Raw genomic sequence first — 21,062 nt, 5'->3', positions numbered from 1 at the left:
TGGTAGGTTAACACGGTGGCTGTAGAAATCGACCTTTCCGAGCAGATCGTTCTGGTGACGGGTGGCGTCCGAGGTGTCGGCGCCGGAATCAGCCGGGCCTTCCTCGCCGCGGGCGCGACGGTGCTGACCTGCGCACGCAGACCGGCCGACGAGCCGATCGCGGTAGGGGACCGCGGCACCGAACACCTCACCTGCGATGTGCGCGATGTCGACGCGGTGCCGGCGATGTTCGCCGAGATCGTCGCCAGGCACGGCCGGATCGACCATGTGGTGAACAACGCGGGTGGTGCGCCGTTCGCGATGGCCGACGCCGCGAGCCCCAAATTCCACGCCAAGATCGTGGAGCTGAACCTCCTCGCGCCGCTGCTGATCTCGCAGCAGGCGAACGCGTTGATGCAGAAGCAGGACGCGGGCGGCTCGATCGTGATGATCACCAGCGTCAGCGGCCACCGCCCCTCACCCGGCACCGCCGCCTACGGCGCGGCCAAAGCGGGCCTGGACAACCTGGTCTCCTCGCTGGCCGTCGAATGGGCCCCGAAAGTCCGGCTCAACTCCGTCGTCGTCGGCCCGGTGGAAACCGAACTCAGCCACCTGCACTACGGCGACGCCGACGGAGTCGCCGCCGTAGCGAAGACCGTCCCCCTCGGCCGCCTGGCCAACCCCGCCGACGTCGGCAACGCCGCACTGTTCCTGGCCTCCCCCCTGGCCGCCCATATCAGCGGCGCCGCCCTGCTCGTCCACGGCGGCGGCGAACGCCCCGCCTTCCTGGACGCCGCCAACACGAACAACTAGCCGCCGATGCGAACCCGCAGTAGCCATCCCGTCCAGCGACTGAACATTCCCCACCTGCCGCAACCAACGCCACCCACCCACCCCAACCACCACGATTTTCGGCCGCCTCGCATCCGAAGGGCGAGACGGAACGCCGAAGGCGCAGTATCGCCCTTCGGATGCGAGGCCCTCAGGGCCGAAAATCCCGCGGCGCCAGCCGCCAACAAACACAGGAGCTACACATGACTGACCAGGTGATCTGCGCAGGCCGCACCGTAATCGTCACCGGCGCAGGCCGCGGAATAGGCCGCGCCCACGCCCTGGCCTTCGCCGCGGCGGGCGCCCGCGTGGTGGTCAACGATGTCGGCACCGCCCTCGACGGCGCAGCCACCACGGAAACCCCCGCTCAGCAGGTCGTCGACGAGATCGTCGCGGCCGGTGGCGAGGCCGTCGCCAACTACGACGACGTCGCCGATTGGGAAGGCGCCCGCCGCCTGATCCGTCAGGCCGTCGACACCTTCGGCGGCCTCGACGTGCTGGTCAACAACGCGGGCTTCGTGCGTGACCGCATGCTGGTGAACCTCGGCGAGGACGAGTGGGACGCTGTCGTGCGCGTGCACCTCAAGGGCCACTTCGCCACCATGCGGCACGCGGCCGAGTACTGGCGGGGTGAGTCGAAGGCGGGCCGCCCGGTGGACGCCCGCGTGATCAACACCAGCTCCGGCGCCGGTCTGCAGGGCAGCGTCGGCCAGGGCAATTACGGCGCAGCCAAGGCAGGTATCGCGGGTCTCACACTGACCGCGTCGGCCGAGTTCGGGCGCTACGGCGTGACCGTGAACGCCATCGCTCCCGCCGCCCGCACCCGGATGACCGAGACGGTCTTCGCCGACACCATGTCCGCCCCCGACGCGGGCTTCGACGCGATGGCTCCGGAGAACGTCTCACCGCTGGTGGTGTGGCTCGGCAGCACCGAATCCGCCGGGGTGACCGGCCGGATGTTCGAGGTGGAAGGCGGAAAGGTGGCGCTGGCGCAGGGCTGGATGCACGGCACCCCGGTCGATCGCGGCGCTCGCTGGAACCCCGCCGAACTGGGTCCGGTCGTCAAGGAACTGATCGAGAAGAGCACCCCGCCGGAGCCTGTGTACGGTGCATAGCAAACTTTGAGGCGTGCGGCCGGGGAAATGTCCCCGGCCTGCACTTATGGCATGTCACACACGTCCAGGGGGCTGGACGACTCTTGCTCTCTTCTGCGGTCCCGGGACCGTGGGTTTACTATGGGCTACTGTTCGTCGATCCCGGAATGTGTCGCGACCGGGGGTAATTCTGCGCTGAATAACTAAGGGGATGATCTAGCGCATGGCCATTGGTCGCATGTTGCGCGTGTTTGCCGCTGCGAGTGTGCTGGCCGGCTGTGCGTTGTTAGGGCCCGCGGTCGCCACGGCGGCCCCGGAGAAGCCGCCGACGCCTGCCGCGCAGGCCCCCGGCAGCGGAAGCTCGGGGCAGGGCAACGGCAGCGGTGGCAACGGCGGTCAGAGCACTCCGACTCCCAAGCCCGATGAGCTCAGCCTGCCCGGTCAGGGGCAGACCCAAGGCAACGGCAACGGTCAGGCGACCAACCCGGCTCCCGGTTCCGACCCGGTTGCTCCGCAGGCGGGCGCCCCGGTCGCCGGTGAAGGCGAATGGACCCCGCTCACCATCCCCGGCCAGTCCAGCGCTGACGTTCCCAGGAAAGAAGTCGCGGGCCCGCTCTCCGGATCGGCCGCCGCGGGCTCGGCCGCGGCAGGCGCGGGTTCGGCCGCCGCGGGCGTGGTCCTCGGCACCGGTTCCGCGGGGCTCGGAGTGCTGCTCGGTACCGGTTCGGCAGGTCTCGGGGTGGTTCTCGGTACCGGTTCCGCTGGCGTGGCCGCCGTCCTCGGCACCGGCTCGGCAGGCGCCGCCGCAGTGCTCGGCACGGGTTCGGCCGGTGCCGCGGCGGTACTCGGCACGGGTTCGGCCGGTGCCGCCGCGGTACTCGGTACCGGCTCGGCCGCAGTCGGCTCGGCCGCCGCGGGTACCGGTTCGGCCGCCCTCGGCGCGGGCTCGGCTGTCCTCGGAACAGGTTCTGCCGCAGTGGGTTCCGCTGCCGCCGGTTCCGCCGCGGTAGGTTCCGCGGGTGCGGGCTCGGCCGCTGTCGGTTCCGCCGCTGTCGGTTCGGCGGCGGTCGGCTCGGCCTCGCCCCTGCTGTTGTTGCTGATCCCGATCCCTTCGGTCCCGGCCGTTCCGGCGCTTCCGTCGATCGCGATCCCACCCACTCCCGCGGTCCCCGGTGTTCCGAATATCGCTGTGGCAGTACCCATTCCAGCCGCCGCACCATCGGCGGCCGAGGCTCCGGCCCCCGCCGCACCACCCGCCGCGGCGGCACCGGCACCGGCGGCCAAGCCGAACCACGAGTTCAAGCCGACCAGTGACAACAGCGGCCTGCCCGAACCCGAACTCCTGTCGGTGATCGGCGGCCTGATAGCGCTCACATTGGCCGGAACCGGTTCGGGCGCAGTGAGTTTCCAAGGTGCCGCGGCAGCCCAAGCGCGGGTGAACGCGGCGCGTGCCGAGTTCTTCGGACCGAGGTCGTGAGGGGATCTTCGATGAGTAAGAGCAAGACCCAGAGCACCTCCCGGTCCTATCGCCGCGTCGCCGCCGCCGTCGACGCGGTGTGCGCGGTGGCCGCCGACTCCGACGCCACCAGCCTCGACGAGGTGGTCCATGCCATCTCGCTGGAGCGCAAACGCGAAATCGAGATCACCAGCGCGAACCTCGGCCCCGGCGTGTGCGGTCAGCGCCGGTTCTACCCCGAACGCGACATCATCGTGCTCGCCGACGCTCTCCCGAGTCGCGATCACACCCTCGCCCACGAACTCGGCCACATCGTCTTCGACCACGAGGGCGCGCCCGCGGTGGAGACGACCCTCGAGGTCAGCGACGATCTGATCGCCTACATGCTCAGCCAGCGCGCCCACGCGCAGATCGTCGACGACGGCGCCGACGATCTCGCCGAATGGGAAGCCGAGACCTTCGCGGCCATGCTCATGACGCGCCTGCGCGTATTCAGCAACCGGGGCGCAGGCGTCTCGGTCCTTCGATTCGATGAGGCACTCGGATGACACTCTGGTTGACAGCCCTGCTGGTCTGGGTTGCCGCGGGTGCGCGAGTGGGTCGCGTGCTGGTGAAGCCCGCGACGACCGCCCGCGTGGCCATCGTCGTCGCGGTCGCCGCCGTGGCACTCGCGGTCACCGTCGCCATACCCGAGATGGCTGTTGCCATCGACAACCTGATGAAGGGCGGTGTGCACAGCGGCTGGCTGTCCACCGGTCTCGTGATCTCCGCCTGGATCCTGTTCACCACGGCCACCTCGGTGGTGGCCTCGGCGGCGTGGCCGGTGGTCTCGCGGCGCAACCTGCGCCAGGTCGCGATGGTCGTGTACGGCATCGGCGCGGTGGCGATCGCGATCACCCTGGCGTGGTCGTTCACCTTCGGCTGGATCGCCGTCGCGCTCGGCGCGGTGTTCATCGTCACCACCGGTCTGCGCAACCTGGACTGGACGATCCTCGGTCGTGGCATCGCCATCTACATCACGGGCACCGCGATGGTCGCGGTGCTCGCGGTCGCCAATGTGGGCCGCGCGTTCCAGAATGCCGCGCCGACGCCGCCCAACGAACCGCTGTGGGGCTGGGCCGCGTGGGAGATCGCGGCGCTGCTGATCGCGCTCGGTGCCGTGTCGATCGTGATCGAGCTGTGGTGGCGGGCCAAGCTCCTGCTGCGCAAGATCCGTCCGCTGCACCAGTTGATGGTCGGCCGGTTCCCCGAGGTGGTCGCGCCCGAACAGAACGCCACCTCGGCCCAGCTCAAGGCTTCCGATCACATGGCACAGGTGATGGACGCGCTGTATCTGCTCTCCGGCAGCGGCATCGTGATCCCGGCGGCCGGTGAGCCGCCGAGTTCGGTGCCGCAGCGGGCCGCGGTGGTGGCCGAGTGGGCGCGAAATCCGTTGGGGGACTTGTTCGTCGACGCGCGATGGATCGCACCGCCGCCCGGCATCAGCCCCCGCGGCTGGGTGCTGGCGCTGTCGAATCAGTACGAGTACGCGGTGGCCGACGCGAAGACGGCACCGCAGAACGCCGCTTCCTCGACCTAGGTCGATACGCAGAAAACGGGCCTGAGCTGGTGATTTACACCGTCTCAGGCCCGTTGTCTGCGTATCCGACCTATTTACGGCCGTACCCAGGACACCATCAGGTGCGTCAGGCCGGCCGCTGCGTGGATCCTATTCTGTTCCGTCCGGAGGAATTTCGGGCAAGCCTTCGCTGGCCCGTAGCTTCTCCGCCATCGAGGTGAGCAGATTCTGTGATTCTTCGGACAGGTCGAATGCCCTACTCGACAGTCGACGAAGTCCATAACCCTGCAGCTGCGCGAGCAGCTCCAGGTCGTGATCGATCTTGGCCGCGTAGATATCGTTGAAGAAGTAGTCAGGCTTGACCTTGAAGAACTTCGCCAGGGCGGCCACCGTCTCGTCGGACGGATTCGTTCGTTGTCCCGACCGCAACTGCGAGAGATACGGCTTCGAGATCGGATGCCCGGAGGCAGTCAGCGCAGCCGCAACCTCTGCGTTGGTGTGCGGCTTGCGCCCCGGGGGATGCACGGTTTCGAACAGCTTGTTCAGCCGCGCCGCGAAATCAGCCATTGTGAGCCGCCCAATTCCCTTCACTGTACTAACAGTCGTTATCTCGGATACGTATCATTGATATTAGCGGCTCAGTAACTGAAAACCTACGCCTGATTGGGGATTTCTCTACGATTTCCGACGCTCACCTGCGTGCAGGGGCGGCGGCGGTCGCGTTTGCGGGTCGCGCCAACGACTCTTGTGGAGCGCTGGGGTGCCCGGGTTCGTGCCCGTCGCGGGGTTCTTCCACCATGCCCCCATGATAGCCCAAAGATAGCTGACATCTCATGATCCCCCTGCCCCCCGTGACTTTGTGGCGTACGACACGTTCCGGGCGCCCTGGGATGAATGTTCAACCTGGGCGCCCGGTTTCGGTAAGGGTCAGTCTACAGGCGCTCGATGATGGTGCCCGTCGCCAGTGCGCCGCCTGCGCACATCAGCACCATGGCAGTGCCCTGACCTGTGCGTTCGAGTTCGTGTAACGCGGTCGTGATCAATCGGGAGCCGGTAGAGCCCACAGGATGCCCGATTGCGATCGCGCCGCCGTTGACATTTACCCGTTCCATGTCAGGTTGATGTACGGCAGCCCACGAAAGTGCGACCGACGCGAATGCTTCGTTGATCTCGAATAGATCGATATCGCCAATCGTCATTCCGGAGCGCTCGAGCAGTCGGGTGCACGCCTGCACCGGACCGTCCAGATGGAACTCCGGTTCGGCGCCGACGAGTACCTGGGTGTGAATCCGGGCGCGCGGACGCAAACCCTTTCGGCGCGCGACGGTTTCGTCCATCAGCAGCACGGCGGCGGCGCCGTCGGAGATCTGGGACGAGGTGCCCGCGGTGTGGATGCCGTCGGCCACGACCGGTTTCAGCGCCGCCAGCCCTTCGCGGGTGGTCGCCCGCAGGCCCTGATCGCGGGCGACCTCCACCTTTTCGCCGGTGGCCACGCCCTCGCCATCGAGTACCGGCGCCGAGACCGGAAGTACCTCGCGGTCGTAGCGGCCCTCGGCCCACGCCTTGGCCGCCAATTGCTGGGAGCGCAAACCGAATTCGTCGATATCGGACCGGGTGATCCCGCGCCTGCGGGCGATGCGCTCGGCGGCGCCGAACTGGTCGGGCAGATCGATCGACCACGACGCGGGCCGTCGCGGCCCCGCCTCGGTGCCGACATTGGCGCCGAGCGGCACCCGGCTCATCGCCTCGACGCCGCACGCGACGCCGACGTCGATCGCGCCGGTGGCGATGAGGCCCGCGATGAGGTGGTTGGCCTGCTGGGCCGAGCCGCACTGGGCGTCGATCGTGGTCGCGCCGGTCTGCCACGGCAGGCCCGCGTGCAGCCAGGCGACGCGGGTGACGTTGTTGGATTGCTCGCCCGCCTGGGTGACGCAGCCGCCGATCACCTGCTCGACCTCGGCCGGGTCGAGACCCGCCCGGTCGAGTAGTCCGCGCTGGGCCAGGCCGAGCAATTCGGCGGCGTGCAGTCCCGAAAGTTGCCCTCGACGTTTGCCGATGGGGGTCCGCACGGCCTCGACGATCACGGGTGTGCCCATGTGATTCTCCCTTATAACTGCAACAGGTTCTGATCTTGAGCTCAGGGTAAAACCGCGAGGTTCTTCCGTCGCGGCGACCGCTATGCTTGAATGATTATAGAACGTGTTTCAGTTTGTCGAAGGAGACATCTGGTGGTAGATCCGAGCACCGCACACGCCGGCCCCGTGACGGGTGCCCGGCCGAACCTGCCGGACGGGTTCGACGTTACCGACCCGGCGATCTACGCCGAGCGGATTCCGGCCGAGGAGTTCGCCGAACTGCGTCGTACGGCCCCGATCTGGTGGAACCCGCAGTCGCCCGAGGTGGGCGGGTTCCATGACGACGGCTTCTGGGTGGTGAGTAAGCACGCCGACGTCAAAGAGGTGTCGCGCCGCAGCGATGTGTTCTCCACCTTCGAGAACACCGCGATCCCGCGCTTCAACGACGACATCCAGCGCGAGCAGATCGAACTGCAGCGCTTCGTCCTGTTGAACAAGGACGCCCCCGAGCACACCAAGCTGCGCAAGCTGATCGCCAAGGGCTTCACCCCGCGCGCGATCAACGGCCTGCGCGCCGAACTCTCGGCCCGTGCCGAGGGCATTGTGAAGCGAGCCCTCGAGTCCGGCAGCGGTGACTTCGTCACCCAGGTGGCGTGTGAGCTGCCGCTGCAGGCGATCGCCGAACTGATCGGTGTGCCGCAGGAGGACCGGATGAAGGTCTTCGACTGGTCCAACGACATGACCAGCTACGACGATCCCGACAGCACCGCCGATCCGGTCGCCGCGTCGATGGAGATCCTCGGCTACGCCTACCAGATGGCCGAAGCCAGGAAGGCCTGTCCGGCCGACGATCTGGTGACCACGCTGATCGAGGCCGACGTCGACGGCGAGCACCTCACGCCGGAGGAATTCGGCTTCTTCGTGATCGTTCTGGCCGTCGCCGGCAACGAGACGACCCGCAATGCCATCACCCACGGCATGATCGCCTTCATGGAGAACCCCGACCAGTGGGAGTTGTTCAAGAAGGAGCGCCCCGCCACCGCGGCGGACGAGATCATCCGCTGGGCCACCCCGGTGACCTCCTTCCAGCGCACCGCGCTCGAGGACACCGAACTCGGCGGCGTGCAGATCAAGAAGGGCCAGCGGCTCGTGATGCTGTACCGCTCGGCAAACTTCGACGAGGACGTGTTCGAGAACCCGGAGACGTTCGACATCACCCGCGCCGACAACCAGCACCTGGCCTTCGGCGGCACCGGCGCCCACTTCTGCGTCGGCGCGAACCTGGCTCGGCTCGAGGTCGATCTGATCTTCAACGCGATTGCTGATCATCTGCCCGATATCACGCAAATCGGTGATCCGAAGCGGCTGCGTTCGGGTTGGCTCAATGGGATCAAGGAGCTGCCGGTCGATTACAAGCCCGCCGGCTGCCCCGTCGCGCACTGAGTCGCTGACAACGAGAACAGCCCGAGACCGAAAGGTCCCGGGCTGTTCTCGCGTTTACTGCTGAACGACGGGACGCGTGGTCGCGACCGCGCGGTCCACTTCCCAGAACGCGCGCAAAGCGGCGATCTTCCCGTCGGCATCGACCTTGTAGGTGAACACGCCCTCGGCGTCGATGACGTGGCCGGCCATGGTGGTGCGGATCAGGCCGGTGAAGGCGATTTCGTTCCCGCAGGCGAAGGAGTCCTCGAAGCGGAATTCGATGGATTCGGTCAGGGCGATGGCCTTGTCCCAGAAGGCGCCGATGGCCTCGTGGCCGCGGTGGCCGACGCCCTCCGGATCGAAACCCGAAGGACCGACGGGATCTTCGACGATGCCGTCCTCGGCGAACAGGGCGACCCAGGCCGCCCGGTCCTTCGCCCTGACCGCGGCCTGAGATGCCAGGCCCGCGGCACGGGCGGTGCGTTCGATGGTGGTCATGGCTGCACCTTCGCGATGATGGGGTCGGCGATGTACTTCTCGGCGAACTTGCGCAGCGAGTCCTGCTTGGCCGCCAGCTCGCCGTCGAACCCGATGCCGTCGGCCAGCCACGGCACCACGATGTTGTCGGTGACGCCCGCGTCGGCCAGGTCCTGATAGCCGTCGCGGCCGAACTTGTCGATACAGACGGACTGGATCTCGAAGGGCTCCTCGGACCGGCCGTATTCGGCACGCAGATCGCGCAGCGTGCCGATGGTGGTGACCAGGTCGTCGAACTTCATCATCGCCGAGGTCCAGCCGTCACCGATGCGGGCGGCCCGGCGCAGCGCCGGGCCGGTGTGCCCGCCGATGTAGAACGGCACCCGCTCGCTCGGCGCGGGGCTCATCTGCAGCTGGTCGAAATCGAAGAACTCGCCGTGGAATTCGACCATGCCGCCGTCGAGGACGAGCCGGATGACCTCGATCATCTCGTCGACTCTGGCGCCGCGACGCGCGTACGGGACACCGCACCATTCGAATTCCTCAGGTGCCCAGCCGATCCCGATACCGAACCCGAACCGGTTGCCCGACAGGTTGGCGATCGAGCCGACTTGACGGGCCAGCAGCAGCGGATTGCGCGAGCCGAGCTTGAGGACATTGGTGTAGAAGCGCAGGTTCGTGGTGACCGCGGCCATGGACGCGGCGGCGATCAGCGGATCCACCCACGGAGTCTCCGGCCCCCAGAAGCGGCTGCCGTCCGGGGTGTACGGGTAGTCGGCGGCCTGTGACTTCATGTAGAACAGCGAATCGGGCAGGCCGATGGAGGTGAACCCGCATTCTTCGGCCGTCTTGGCCAGCTCGGTGAGCTGATCCAAGGGGCTCAGTGCGACACCGAGGGTGAATTTCATGCCGGACGCTCGCTTCCCACGACCCACATCGAAAAGTACTGGGAGCCACCGCCGTACGCATGGCCGAGGGCCTTGCGCGCGTTCGGCACCTGGTACGCACCCGCGCGGCCCATCACCTGCTTGGCCGCTTCGGCGAACCGGATCAGGCCGGAGGCGCCGATCGGGTTGGACGAGAGGACGCCGCCCGACGGGTTCACCGGAATGCGCCCGCCGATCTCCGTCTCACCCTTGTCGGTGAGCTTCCAGCCGTCGCCCTCGGCCGCGAAGCCGAGATTCTCGAGCCACATCGGCTCGAACCAGGAGAACGGCACGTAGATCTCGGCGACGTCGATCTCTTCCAGAGGATCGGTGATCCCGGCCGATTTCCACAGGGCCGTGGCCGCGTCCCGGCCCGCCTGCGGATTCACCTGGTCGCGACCCGAGAAGGTGGTCGGCTCGGTGCGCATCGCGGTGCCGTGTACCCAGGCCACCTTCTTGCCCTCGGCTTCGACCACCGCGGCGGCCTCGGCATCGCCGATCACCACGGCGCACGCGCCGTCCGACGACGGGCAGGTCTCATCGAAACGGATGGGATCCCAGAGCATTTGGGAGGCCAGCACCGACTCGAGCGTGATGTCGGGCTGATGCAGGTGTGCGAGCGGGTTCTTCGCGCCGTTGCGTCGATCCTTCACCGCCACCATGGCGCCGATGTGCAGTGGTGCGTTCGAGCGACGGATGTAGGAGCGCACGTGGGGGGCGAAGTAGCCGCCCGCGCCCGCGCCGACCGGCATGGTGAACGGCACCGGAATCGACAACGCCCACATGGCATTCGACTCCGACTGCTTCTCCCAGGCGATGGCGAGGACGCGCTTGTGCACCCGACCCTGCACCAGGTTGGCGGCGACGACGCCGGTCGAGCCGCCGACCGAGCCCGCGGTGTGCACGCGGATCAACGGCTTGCCCGCCGCACCGAGCGCCTCGGCCATGTACAGCTCGGGCATCATGACGCCCTCGAAGAAGTCGGGGGCCTTGCCGACGACGACAGCGTCGATGTCGGCGATGGTCAGACCCGCGTCATCGAGTGCGCGATCGATGGCCTCACGGCACATGCCCGACATGGACACGTCCGTACGTTTTGTCACGTGATGGGTTTGGCCGGTGCCGAGCACCGCTGCGGGGAAGCTCACTTGACCTCCATGACGGCGACCAGATTCTGTTGCAGCGCAGGGCCGCTGGTCGCATGAGCGAGGGTCCGGTTCGCGGTGCCGGACATGATGGCTTGGGCGGCGCTGCCGATTCGTTCGAGACCCGCGGCGAACATCGGATTGGCGGCGAGGGCGCCACCGGAGGGATTGATCCGGGTGTCCGCGGACAGCCCGATCGCTTCCGCGAGGATCAACTGCTGGTGACTGAACGGCGCGTGCAGCTCGGCGACGTCGAAGGTGGTGTTGCCGCCGGTCGCCACCGCGGCCGCCTTGGTGGTGGAGGGGGAGCGGGTCAGGTCGCGACCGCCGAGCGCCTGGGCGTCGATGTTGTGCGCGATTCCGGTGATCCACGCGGGCCGCTCGCAGAGCTCGCGCGCACGGTCGCCGACCGCGAGCACGATCGCGGCCGCGCCGTCGGTGATCGGCGCGATGTCGTGGGCGCGCAGCGGGTCGGCTACGTAGGGTGCGCCGAGGTCACCGCCCGCGACCGCCGCCATGTCCTGCTCGGTCCACCGGCCGGAGTCCAGGCCGGCACGTGCCTGCAGACCCGCGATCGAGACCGCGTCGGGCCACATCGGCGCGACCAGGTAGGGGTCGAGCTGCATGGTCAGCACCTGGCGCAGCGTGCCTGCCGACGACTTGCCGAAGCCGTACACGAGTGCGGTCTGCGCCTGTCCGGAACGCAGCTTCACCCACGCTTCGTAGAGGGCCCACGCGGCGTCCATCTCCACGTGCGATTCGTTGATCGGCGGGACGGCGCCGATCGCATCGATCGCCGAGATGAACGAGAACGCGCGTCCGGCGAGGAAGTCGGAGGACCCCGAGCACCAGAAGTCGATGTCGGACTTGGTGATGCCGAGATCGGCGTAGAGCTGCTGGAAGCACGGCACGAGCATCTCGACGCCGTTGGTGGTGCCGTGGGTTTCGGGTACGTGTGGTGCGTGGGCGAAGCCCACCACCGCGATCTCGGGCAGGCTCGCGTCGCTGCCGGAGGATGCTGATGTGGTCAACGTCGCCTCTCTAGAGGTGGTGCTGGTAGGACTCGTAGGGAGCGTCGGGCTCCCCGGTGGGCCGGAAGTGGTCGATGTTGGCCAGCGTGTGGCCCCACTCCTCGCGGGGTTTCCACACCGCCTCGACCTGCATGCCCATCCGCACCTCGTCGGCCTCGCAGCCGAGGATCAGGTGCAGGACCGGGATGTCGGCGCCGTCGAGGAGCACATAGGCGGCCACGTACGGCGGCTTGATCCGCTGGCCGAGGAACGGCACGTTGACGATGCAGAAGGTGGTCACCGTGCCCTTGTCGGACAGCTCGACCAGATCGTCGGTGGGTCTGCCGTCGGTCGGGTTGGCGCCGCGCGGCGGGAAGTACACCCGCCCGCCCGCTTCGGAGCGGCCGCCGATGAGCTTGCCTTCGGCCAGCCCGCGCAGATAGACGCTCTCCTGCGGAGAGGCCGTGTGCTTGTAGTCGAGGTCGACGGGCGTGGTCAGGATGGTGATCGGTGTTTGTTCGGAGTAGTCGGCGGGGCTGGTGCGCTCGCCGGGTTCGAAGCAGGCGATGTCCTGGATGCGGCCGGAACGCTCGTCGGCCCAGCGGGCACTGACCCGCATTCCGGTGCTGAGTTGTCCTGGGTCGGTCACGTCCAGGGCATGCAGCAACGCCGTGTCGGCGCCGTCGAGCTGGATCAGCGCCCATGCGAACGGTCGGTCGAACGGCTGGCCGGGCAACGGCTCGGACACCCACGTCCAGGACGTGACGGTGCCGGTCGCCGCGACCTCGACCAGTTCGGCCAGCGCCGCGCTGGTGTGTGGATCGTATTCGGGCGGTGGCACGAGTATTCGCCCGTCGCTGCCGCGCGCGCCGAGTATCCGGCGTTCGCGCAGTCCGGTCAGAAATGCGCCGATGATGGGTCCGACGGACCTGGTGTAGTCGAATCGCACCCTCAGGGGTGCACTCAATACTTCCACTGCGGTATTCCCCTGGGTCACGATATCGAGTAGAACAGGTTCTTATTCTGCTCGCAAGGATTCGCCGAAAGGGCGCCGATCATGAAATTCGGATTGCAACTCGGATACTGGGGCGCGCAGCCGCCCGCCAACGCAGGCGAGCTGGTGGTCGCGGCCGAGGAAACCGGCTTCGACGCGGTGTTCGCGGCCGAGTCGTGGGGCTCGGACGCCTTCACCCCGCTGGCCTGGTGGGGGTCGTCCACCGAGCGCGTGCGGCTGGGCACCTCGGTCGCGCAAATGTCGGCCCGTACTCCCGCGGCGGCCGCGATGCACGCGCTCACGCTGGATCACCTCAGCGGCGGCCGGGCCGTTCTCGGCCTCGGCGTCTCCGGACCGCAGGTGGTGGAGGGCTGGTACGGACAGCCCTTCGCGCAGCCGCTGCGGCGCACGCGCGAGTACGTCGACATCGTGCGCAAGGTGCTGGCCCGCGAGGCGCCGGTGACCTCGGACGGCAAGCACTACGGTCTGCCCTACACGGGTCCCGCAGCGACCGGGCTCGGCAAACCGCTCAAGCCGATCGTGCATCCGCTGCGCGCCGATCTGCCGATCTGGCTGGGTGCGGAGGGTCCGAAGAACGTCGCACAGACCGCTGAGATCGCCGACGGCTGGCTCGCGATCTACTACGCACCCCGACTGGCCGGGATGTACAACGAGTGGCTCGACGAGGGCTTCGCGCGGCCGGGCGCGCGCCGTTCGCGCGACGACTTCGAGATCGCGGCGAGTGCGCAGGTGGTGATCACCGACGATCCGGCCGGCGAGATCGAGCGGATGCGCTGGGTGAGCGCGCTCTACATCGGCGGCATGGGCGCGCCCGAGCTGAACTTCCACGCTCAGGTGTACAAGCGGATGGGCTACGCCGCCGAGGTCGACGAGATCTCCGCACTGTTCCAGGCGGGACGCAAGGCCGAGGCCGCGGCGGCGGTGCCCGACGAGCTGATCACCGACACCGCGATCTTCGGCGACGAGGCCCATGTCCGCTCCCGCTTGAAGGAATGGGAGGACGCGGGCGTGACGATGATGCTGATCTCAGTCTCGGATGCCGAACAAATGCGTCGGCTCCAACCCCTTGTCACCATGTAGAACACGTTCTAAATTCGAGGGGTGAGCCAGCAGACAACGGAAGTCCTCGGACTGTGGAATATCGCCGAGGCCGATCCCGAACGGATCGCCCTCGTCGACCCGGACGGTAGAGAGATCAGCTATCGAGAATTGGCCACCCTCGCCAACCGGTACGCCAACGGGCTACGCGGCATCGGATTGCGCACCGGCGACGTGGTGGTCAGCATGCTGCACAACGGGGTCGAGGCCATCGCCGCGTACTTCGCCGCCTACCAAGCCGGTTTCTATATCGTCGCGGTGAACTGGCACCTCACCGCGCCGGAGATCGCCTACATCCTCGGCGACAGCGAGGCGTCGGCGTTCCTGGCCAGTGAGCGGTTCGCCGACACCGCAGCCGAGGCCGCCGACCTCGCGGAACTGTCCGCCGACGCCCGTTTCTCGGCGGGCACCATCCCCGGCTTCCGGCCGGTGTCCTGGCTCGGCGCCGCCGACACCGGTCGTCCGGACGAGCGGTCCATCGGCGCGCCGATGCTCTACACCTCGGGCACCACCGGTCGGCCCAAGGGCGTTCGCCGCCCGCTGACCGGTGCGGATCCCGATGTCGTTCCCGCGGCGAACCAGGCCTACTTCAGCCTGTTCGGCCTCGGTCCCTACGACGATCACGTGCACATCTGCGGTTCGCCGCTCTATCACACGGCCGTGCTGAACAACTCGACGATCTCGATCCAGATGGGGCACAAGCTCGTGCTGATGGATCGCTGGGACGCCGAAGGCATGCTCGCGCTGATCGAGAAGTACAAGGTCACCCACAGTCACATGGTGCCCACCCAGTTCAACCGGCTGCTGGCCCTGCCCGACGAGGTGCGGGCCCGCTACGACATGTCCTCGCTGCGCAGCATGATCCACGGTGCGGCACCGTGCCCGCCGGACACCAAGCGACGCATGCTCGAGTGGTGGGGACCGGTCGTCACCGAGTACTACGCCGCGACCGAAGGCGGCGGCACGGTGATCACCGGCGCCGAGTGGCTGGAAAAGCCGGGCTCGGTGGGCAAGGCGTGGCCGTGGTCGGTGGTGAAGGTGCTCGACGAGCAGGACGGCACCGAACTGCCCGCGGGCAAAGAGGGCCTGATCTACATGAAGATGGGCGCATCCAGCTTCGAGTACCACAAGGCCAAGGAGAAGACCGAGGAGTCGCGCGTCGGTGAGATGTTCACCGTCGGCGACATCGGCTACTTCGACGCCGACGGTTACCTGTTCCTCTGCGACCGGCGTTCGGATCTGATCCTGTCCGGTGGGGTGAACATCTACCCGGCCGAGATCGAGGGCGTGCTGATGAGCCACCCGAAGATCGCCGATGTGGCGGTTCTCGGTGTGCCCGACCCGGATTGGGGTCAGCAGGTGAAGGCGTTCGTGCAACCGGTGCCCGGCACCGAGGGCAGCGACGAACTCACCACCGACATCCTCGAATTCGCCGCGAGCCAGCTCGCGAAGTACAAGCTGCCCCGCACGGTGGAATACCGTGCGGAGCTGCCCCGCGATCCCAACGGGAAGCTGTACAAGCGCCGCCTGCTCTGAATTTCGTTCCCGCTCAGACGGGCTCGCGCCACTCCGGCTCGAGCCCGAAGAGCGGGAACAGGCGCTGGGTGTCGAGGAAGAAGTTGAGGCCGGCGATGGTGTCGCCCTCGAGTTCGAGCACCGTGATCGACCACGGCACCCAGACGCCGGGCTCCTCGCTCGGCTTGTAGTGGCCGAAGGCGGGCGAACCGTTGGCGCCGACCAGCGGCACCATCCGCGAATTGCGGCACGCGCTGCCCGTGCTGAGCATGAACGCGGCCACGTTCTCCGGGCCCGAGATCCAGAGATCGAACGGCGGCATCGACAGCGCCACATCGGCTTTGAGCAGGGTGGTGAGCGCGTCCATGTCGTAGGCCTCGAACGCCTTGACGAAATCGTCGATCAGTTTGCGCTGATCCGGATCGGTCTCGTCGAAGCTGTCGGACACGGTCGGCTGCACCTTCGACATGGTGGCCCTGGCCCGCTGCAGCGCGCTGTTCACCGACGCCGGCGACATCATCAGCGCCTCGGCGGTCTCACCCGCGGAGAAGCGCAGCACCTCGCGCATGATCAGGATCGCGCGCTGAGTGGCGGGCAGGTGCTGGCAGGCCGCGACGAACGCCAGGCGCAGCGTGTCCCTGGTGGAGGCGTGGTCGGCCGGGTCTGCGCCGAAGGCCAGCGCGTTCGGGATCGGCTCGATCCACACGTAGTCGGGCTGGGGCATGGGCAGCGGTGAATCCGGGCGGCCCGGCCCGTTGAGATCCATCGGTCTGGCACGACTCTGGGGACGGTCGAGCATGTCCAGACAGATATTGGTGGCGATCTTGTAGAGCCACGAGCGCAGGCTCGCGCGGCCCTCGAAGGAATCGTAGGAGCGCCAGGCGCGGGTAAAGGTTTCCTGCACTGCGTCTTCGGCCTCGAAGGAGGACCCGAGCATCCGGTAGGCATACGCGCACAACTCGCGCCGATGCGTCTCGAATTCGGCGAGTACAGCGGGATCGGGGCCGGTGGTGGCGGTTGTGGCGTCGCTCATAGTTTCACGATGCCACAGGGGTCCGACAGCCGACAGAGGCGAAAACGGACTATCGCGATTTCGCGAACTTCGCGCCGATGCGATGAATCCGCGTCGACCGCCACGTCTACATGTTCGAGACCGCAACGACGCCCCGAAAGGCTGAATCCCATGAGCAACAAGATGATCTTCATCAACCTCCCCGTCGCCGACCTCGACCGCTCGAAGAGCTTCTACGAGGCGCTGGGCTGGAAGGTCAACGAGGATTTCACCGATCAGAACGCGTCGTGCATCGTCATCGACGACAACATCTGCCTGATGCTGCTGACCAAGCCGTTCTTCTCGACCTTCAGCACGCGTCCGATCGCCGACACCATCAACACCGCCGCCGCCGGGTACGCGCTGTCGCTGGCCAGCGCCGAGGAGGTCGACGCGCTGACCGGCGCCGCAGTCGCCGCGGGCGCCACCGAGCAGACCAACGAGGACAAGCGCGCCCAGGAGGCCCAGGTCGGCATGCACGGCCGCACCTTCCTCGACCCCGACGGCCACCAGTGGGAGCCGTTCTACATGAACTACCCGGGCGCGTAGGCCCCACCGCCATCAGGGCGCCGGGCGCCGAGCCCGGCGCCCGGCGGCGTGTCAGGAGCCGGTGAAGTTCGGCTTGCGCTTCTCGGCGAAGGCTCGCGGCCCTTCCTTGGCGTCGGCTGATCGGAACACCTCGATGCCGATCTTCGCCTCGATGGGAAACGCCTCGTTCTCCGGCATGGCCTCGGTTTCACGCAGGGTGCGCAGCATCGCCTGGACGGCGAGCGGGCCGTTGTCGGCGATCTGGCCTGCCAGTGCCATGGCCTTGTCGAGGGCGGTTCCGTCGGGGACGACGTGTCCGATCAGGCCGATCTCCTTGGCCTCGGCAGCGGTGATGTGCCGACCGGTCAGCAGCAGATCAGCGGCCACCGTGTACGGGATCTGCCGGGCCAGCCGCACCGCGGAACCACCCAGCGGGAACAGGCCCCAGCGGGCCTCGGAAACGCCGAACTTCGCGCTTTCCCCGGCCACGCGCAGGTCGGTGCCCTGCAGGATCTCGGTGCCACCGGCGATAGCGGGGCCCTCGACGGCCGCGATCAGCGGCTTGGCCAGTCGCCGTCCCTTCAGCAGCGCGGGGAGGTAGGCGGGGTCCCAGCTGCCGGAGGAGGCGGTGTCCCCGGGATGCTGCGAGCTCATCGCCTTCAGATCCATTCCCGCGCAGAAGGCCCCGCCCGCACCGGTGAGGATCGCGACGCGGATGTCGGGATCGCTGTCCACCTGGTCCCAGGCGTCGCGCATGATCGCCATCATCTCGCCGGAGAGGGCGTTGCGCGCCTCGGGGCGGTTCATGGTGACGATGAGGACATGGTCGCGTTTCTCGACCAGGCAGTGGGCCATTTTCGTACTCCTGACAAGTTGAGTCTTGTCAGAAACAGTAACACGTTCTATTTTTGTCCTTGTGAGCTACAACATAGCCGATCTCGTCGAACATGCCGTCGACTTGATGCCCGACCGGATCGTGCTGGTCGGCGAACATCGAGAGTCGACCTACGCCGAACTGGAGGAGCGGGCCAACAAGTTGGCCCACTACCTGCTGGAACAGGGTGTGCGTCCCGGCGACAAAGTCGGAATCTATTCCAGGAACACCGTCGAGGCCGTCGAAGCGATGGTTGCCGTCTTCAAGGCGCGGGCGGTGATGATCAACGTCAACTTCCGCTACGTCGAGAACGAGTTACTGCACATCTTCGACAACTCCGACATGGTCGCGCTGATCCACGAGCGCCGCTACACCGACAAGGTGGCGGCGGTTCGGGAGAAGGTCCCCGCTCTGAAGACGGTGATCGTCGTCGAGGACGGCACCGATGGGCCCACCGGCGCGGACACTGTGGAGTACGAAGCGGCCTTGGCCGATTCGTCGGGTGAACGTGACTTCGGGGAGCGCTCGCCCGACGACATCTACATGCTCTACACCGGCGGCACCACCGGCCTGCCCAAGGGCGTGATGTGGCGGCACGAGGATGTCTGGCGGGTGCTCGGCGCCGGCATCAACTTCGTCACCGGCGAGTACACCAAGGACGAGTGGGAGCTGGCCAAGGTCGGCGCGGCCAACCCGCAGATGGTGCGCTTCCCGATTCCGCCGATGATCCACGGCGGCTCGCAGTGGGCCACCTTCCACAGCCTGTTCGGCGGTGGCAAGGCCGTGATGATTCCCGAGTTCAGCGGGCACGGAGTGTGGCAGGCCGTCGACAAGCACGGCATCAACCTGATCTTCATCACCGGCGACGCGATGGCGCGCCCGATGCTCGACGCGCTGGCCGAAGGCAACCCGGAAACCGGTGAGCCCTACGATCTTTCGACCCTGTACGTGCTGGCCAGCAGTGCGGCGCTGTTCTCGCCGTCGCTCAAGGACAAGTTCCTCGAGGTGCTGCCCAACCGGATGATCTCCGACTCCATCGGTTCCTCGGAGACCGGTTTCGGTGGACTCTCCCTGGTCGCCAAGGGCGCCACCCACACCGGTGGTCCCCGGGTGAAGATCGACGCGGCCACCCAGGTGCTCGACGAGGAAGGCAATCCGGTCGAACCGGGTTCCGGCGTCGTCGGCCTGCTGGCGCGCAGCGGGCACATCCCGCTCGGTTACTACAAGGACGAGGTCAAGTCGGCCGCGACGTTCAAGGAGTTCAACGGCGTTCGCTTCGCGATCCCCGGCGACTACGCGCGCGTCGAGGAGGACGGCTCGGTCACCATGCTCGGCCGTGGTTCGGTGAGCATCAACAGTGGTGGCGAGAAGATCTACCCCGAAGAGGTGGAGGGCGCCCTCAAGGCGCACCCCGAGATCTTCGACGCGCTGGTGGTCGGGGTCGAGGACGCCCGCTGGGGCCAGCGTGTCGTCGCCGTCGTCCAGTGTCGTGGCGAGAACCGCCCCACCCTGGCCGACCTGAAACCGGTACTGGCCCAGGAGATCGCGTCGTACAAGCAGCCACGCAGCCTGTGGTTCGTCGACGAGATCAAGCGCTCGCCCGCGGGCAAGCCGGACTACCGCTGGGCCAAGTCGCAGACCGATGAGCGGCCTGCGGACGAGCACGCGGAGGCAGGCTCGGCGTAGTACCCGCACGATACGAACAAGCCCGCCCGGCAGCGTCGCCGGGCGGGCTTTCGTCGTGTTCGGAATCGGTGGTGGGGAAACGGGTTCCGGTCAGCGGTTGCCGAGTTCGGAGAGTTGGTAGGCCAGCTTGGCACGGACCGCGGGGATGCGGGTGAGCAGGCGGAAGGCGGTGTTGCGGGCGGTGCGTGCCGGGGCGGACTGGAGGGTCGCCATCGAGGTCATGCGGTGGGTGAAGGCGACGACGTCGAGGGCGATGGGCCTGCGGGTGGTTTCGTAGGTGTCGAGAATCGAATCCGGTTCGCCTGCGTCGACTTTCGCCAGCAGAGAGCCCAGGAGTGCCGCGTCCTGGATGCCGGTGTTCATGCCCTGGCCGCCTGCGGGGCTGTGGACGTGGGCGGCGTCGCCCGCGAGGAGGACGCGGCCTGCGCGGTAGTGGTCGGCTACGCGGTGGTGGACCCGGAATCGGGAGCTCCACAGCACCTCGTCCACATGGATCTCGCCCGCTGGGCCGCGGGTGTTCAGCAGGGTCTGGATATCGGTGCGGGTGGGGTGTTCCGGGGCGTCGTCGACGGTGGCGACGACGCGGTACCGGTTGTGCGCGTCGTCGGGGAGGGGCGCGACCACGGTGACGCCTTCGGGGGAGAGGTGCAGCGACACTTCCGAACGCGGGGTAGGCCAGCTCATGCGGACGTCGGCGAGGACGAAGGAGGCGGGGTAGGTATCGCCCGTGAAGCCGATGCCCGCTTGCTCGCGCACGACGCTGTGCATGCCGTCGGCGCCGATGACATAGTCGGCCTCGATCTCGCCGCGCTGGTCGTTCTCGTCGACGTATTCGACAGTGACGCTGTCGTTCTCGTCGCTGACCCGGGTGACGGTGAGCGGCCGGTGCACCGTGCCGCCCAGCTCGTGCAGCCGGTCCAGGAGCACCTGCTCGGTGACGTCCTGCGGCACCATCAGCGTGTACGGGAAGGCGGTGGGGAGATCGCCGAACTCGATGGTGGCCAACGTCTTCGCGCCGTCGTGGAGCTTGAAGGTGGGCACCTGGATTCCGAGTTCGACGAGCTTGCTCGTGATGCCGAGCCCGTCGAGCACCTCGAGTGTCCTGGCGTGCACCACCGCGGCCCGAGAAGTGTTGGCGCCCTCGCCGAGTCGATCGATGAGCACATGGTCGACGCCGGCTTCGGCGAGCACGATCGCGGCGGTGAGCCCGGCGGGACCCGCGCCGACGATGACGACGGAGGTGGCTTCGGGAAGTGAGGTGGCGGGCATTTCGACTCCTGGTCAACGCTTGTTTGCCAACGCTTGTAGGCATAACGGTAAAC

At 67.4% G+C, this 21,062-nt stretch carries 20 protein-coding genes; 10 read left to right on the top strand and 10 right to left on the bottom strand.

Annotated elements, in window-relative coordinates:
• Positions 1 to 15: 15 nt before the first annotated feature.
• The 5 genes from ACWFRF_RS13380 to ACWFRF_RS13360 all read left to right on the top strand — a co-directional run bounded on the left by ACWFRF_RS13380 (position 16) and on the right by ACWFRF_RS13360 (position 4,939).
• Positions 16 to 792, top strand: a complete 777-nt coding sequence (locus ACWFRF_RS13380; RefSeq protein ID WP_452450133.1) for an SDR family oxidoreductase — start codon at positions 16 to 18, stop codon at positions 790 to 792.
• Positions 793 to 1,013: 221 nt separating this feature from the next.
• Positions 1,014 to 1,925, top strand: coding sequence for an SDR family oxidoreductase (locus tag ACWFRF_RS13375; RefSeq protein WP_378990659.1), 912 nt, complete (start codon positions 1,014 to 1,016; stop codon positions 1,923 to 1,925).
• A gap of 202 nt (positions 1,926 to 2,127) precedes the next feature.
• Complete coding sequence (locus ACWFRF_RS13370) at positions 2,128 to 3,381, top strand: hypothetical protein (protein WP_452450131.1); 1,254 nt, start codon at positions 2,128 to 2,130, stop codon at positions 3,379 to 3,381.
• An 11-nt stretch (positions 3,382 to 3,392) separates the two neighbouring features.
• Entirely contained in the window at positions 3,393 to 3,908 is a 516-nt protein-coding gene (locus tag ACWFRF_RS13365) for an ImmA/IrrE family metallo-endopeptidase (RefSeq protein ID WP_378631659.1), read from the top strand.
• A complete protein-coding gene (locus ACWFRF_RS13360) occupies positions 3,905 to 4,939 on the top strand; it encodes a hypothetical protein (RefSeq protein WP_379313932.1) in 1,035 nt (344 codons plus the stop codon). The genes ACWFRF_RS13365 and ACWFRF_RS13360 overlap by 4 nt, the downstream gene beginning before the upstream one ends.
• 129 nt (positions 4,940 to 5,068) lie before the next feature.
• On the opposite strand, the gene ACWFRF_RS13355 is transcribed toward ACWFRF_RS13360, so the two are convergent.
• Both ACWFRF_RS13355 and ACWFRF_RS13350 read right to left on the bottom strand, forming a co-directional pair.
• Complete coding sequence (locus ACWFRF_RS13355) at positions 5,069 to 5,485, bottom strand: helix-turn-helix domain-containing protein (RefSeq protein ID WP_019044759.1); 417 nt, start codon at positions 5,483 to 5,485, stop codon at positions 5,069 to 5,071.
• Between the two features lie 365 nt (positions 5,486 to 5,850).
• Positions 5,851 to 7,014 (bottom strand): steroid 3-ketoacyl-CoA thiolase, encoded by a 1,164-nt coding sequence (locus tag ACWFRF_RS13350; RefSeq protein ID WP_378990655.1) that lies wholly within the window; start codon positions 7,012 to 7,014, stop codon positions 5,851 to 5,853.
• Between the two features lie 132 nt (positions 7,015 to 7,146).
• On the opposite strand from ACWFRF_RS13350, the gene ACWFRF_RS13345 reads away from it, so the two are divergent.
• On the top strand, positions 7,147 to 8,436 hold the full coding sequence (locus ACWFRF_RS13345; RefSeq protein ID WP_378990654.1) for a cytochrome P450: 1,290 nt from the start codon (positions 7,147 to 7,149) through the stop codon (positions 8,434 to 8,436).
• A 54-nt stretch (positions 8,437 to 8,490) separates the two neighbouring features.
• On the opposite strand, the gene ACWFRF_RS13340 is transcribed toward ACWFRF_RS13345, so the two are convergent.
• The 5 genes from ACWFRF_RS13340 to ACWFRF_RS13320 are packed head-to-tail and all read right to left on the bottom strand — an operon-like array spanning position 8,491 to position 12,970.
• Positions 8,491 to 8,913: a nuclear transport factor 2 family protein gene (locus ACWFRF_RS13340; RefSeq protein ID WP_379313556.1), complete on the bottom strand. Its 423-nt coding sequence runs from the start codon at positions 8,911 to 8,913 to the stop codon at positions 8,491 to 8,493.
• Positions 8,910 to 9,800: a TIGR03619 family F420-dependent LLM class oxidoreductase gene (locus ACWFRF_RS13335; RefSeq protein WP_379313557.1), complete on the bottom strand. Its 891-nt coding sequence runs from the start codon at positions 9,798 to 9,800 to the stop codon at positions 8,910 to 8,912. Before ACWFRF_RS13335 ends, ACWFRF_RS13340 begins: the two co-directional genes overlap by 4 nt.
• Positions 9,797 to 10,966 carry a thiolase domain-containing protein gene (locus ACWFRF_RS13330; RefSeq protein ID WP_379313559.1) on the bottom strand — a complete coding sequence of 390 codons (1,170 nt, stop codon included), beginning with the start codon at positions 10,964 to 10,966 and terminating at the stop codon, positions 9,797 to 9,799. The genes ACWFRF_RS13335 and ACWFRF_RS13330 overlap by 4 nt, the downstream gene beginning before the upstream one ends.
• A complete protein-coding gene (locus tag ACWFRF_RS13325; protein ID WP_378632448.1) occupies positions 10,963 to 11,958 on the bottom strand; it encodes a thiolase domain-containing protein in 996 nt (331 codons plus the stop codon). The genes ACWFRF_RS13330 and ACWFRF_RS13325 overlap by 4 nt, the downstream gene beginning before the upstream one ends.
• A gap of 46 nt (positions 11,959 to 12,004) precedes the next feature.
• Positions 12,005 to 12,970, bottom strand: a complete 966-nt coding sequence (locus ACWFRF_RS13320; RefSeq protein WP_379313560.1) for a Zn-ribbon domain-containing OB-fold protein — start codon at positions 12,968 to 12,970, stop codon at positions 12,005 to 12,007.
• Positions 12,971 to 13,030: 60 nt separating this feature from the next.
• Between ACWFRF_RS13320 and ACWFRF_RS13315 the strand changes: the two genes are divergently transcribed.
• Both ACWFRF_RS13315 and ACWFRF_RS13310 read left to right on the top strand, forming a co-directional pair.
• On the top strand, positions 13,031 to 14,068 hold the full coding sequence (locus ACWFRF_RS13315) for an LLM class F420-dependent oxidoreductase (RefSeq protein ID WP_378658154.1): 1,038 nt from the start codon (positions 13,031 to 13,033) through the stop codon (positions 14,066 to 14,068).
• A 21-nt stretch (positions 14,069 to 14,089) separates the two neighbouring features.
• Entirely contained in the window at positions 14,090 to 15,622 is a 1,533-nt protein-coding gene (locus tag ACWFRF_RS13310) for an acyl-CoA synthetase (RefSeq protein WP_378631673.1), read from the top strand.
• Between the two features lie 13 nt (positions 15,623 to 15,635).
• On the opposite strand, the gene ACWFRF_RS13305 is transcribed toward ACWFRF_RS13310, so the two are convergent.
• A complete protein-coding gene (locus ACWFRF_RS13305; protein ID WP_378990649.1) occupies positions 15,636 to 16,634 on the bottom strand; it encodes a sigma-70 family RNA polymerase sigma factor in 999 nt (332 codons plus the stop codon).
• A 150-nt stretch (positions 16,635 to 16,784) separates the two neighbouring features.
• On the opposite strand from ACWFRF_RS13305, the gene ACWFRF_RS13300 reads away from it, so the two are divergent.
• On the top strand, positions 16,785 to 17,201 hold the full coding sequence (locus ACWFRF_RS13300) for a VOC family protein (RefSeq protein WP_449968013.1): 417 nt from the start codon (positions 16,785 to 16,787) through the stop codon (positions 17,199 to 17,201).
• A 51-nt stretch (positions 17,202 to 17,252) separates the two neighbouring features.
• Here the strand turns inward: ACWFRF_RS13300 and ACWFRF_RS13295 are convergent, their stop codons facing one another.
• On the bottom strand, positions 17,253 to 18,035 hold the full coding sequence (locus tag ACWFRF_RS13295; protein WP_378913823.1) for a crotonase/enoyl-CoA hydratase family protein: 783 nt from the start codon (positions 18,033 to 18,035) through the stop codon (positions 17,253 to 17,255).
• Between the two features lie 61 nt (positions 18,036 to 18,096).
• On the opposite strand from ACWFRF_RS13295, the gene ACWFRF_RS13290 reads away from it, so the two are divergent.
• The gene (locus ACWFRF_RS13290; protein WP_378990646.1) at positions 18,097 to 19,740 is read left to right on the top strand and encodes an acyl-CoA synthetase; all 1,644 of its coding nucleotides are present in this window, start codon (positions 18,097 to 18,099) and stop codon (positions 19,738 to 19,740) included.
• A gap of 90 nt (positions 19,741 to 19,830) precedes the next feature.
• Here the strand turns inward: ACWFRF_RS13290 and ACWFRF_RS13285 are convergent, their stop codons facing one another.
• Positions 19,831 to 21,009: an FAD-dependent oxidoreductase gene (locus ACWFRF_RS13285; protein WP_379315300.1), complete on the bottom strand. Its 1,179-nt coding sequence runs from the start codon at positions 21,007 to 21,009 to the stop codon at positions 19,831 to 19,833.
• Positions 21,010 to 21,062 lie beyond the last annotated feature (53 nt).

It is taken from the genome of Nocardia sp. NPDC055165 (assembly GCF_053606985.1).
The sequence above is the reverse complement of the archived record's forward strand: the minus strand, read 5'-3'. Positions and strand labels throughout refer to the sequence as shown.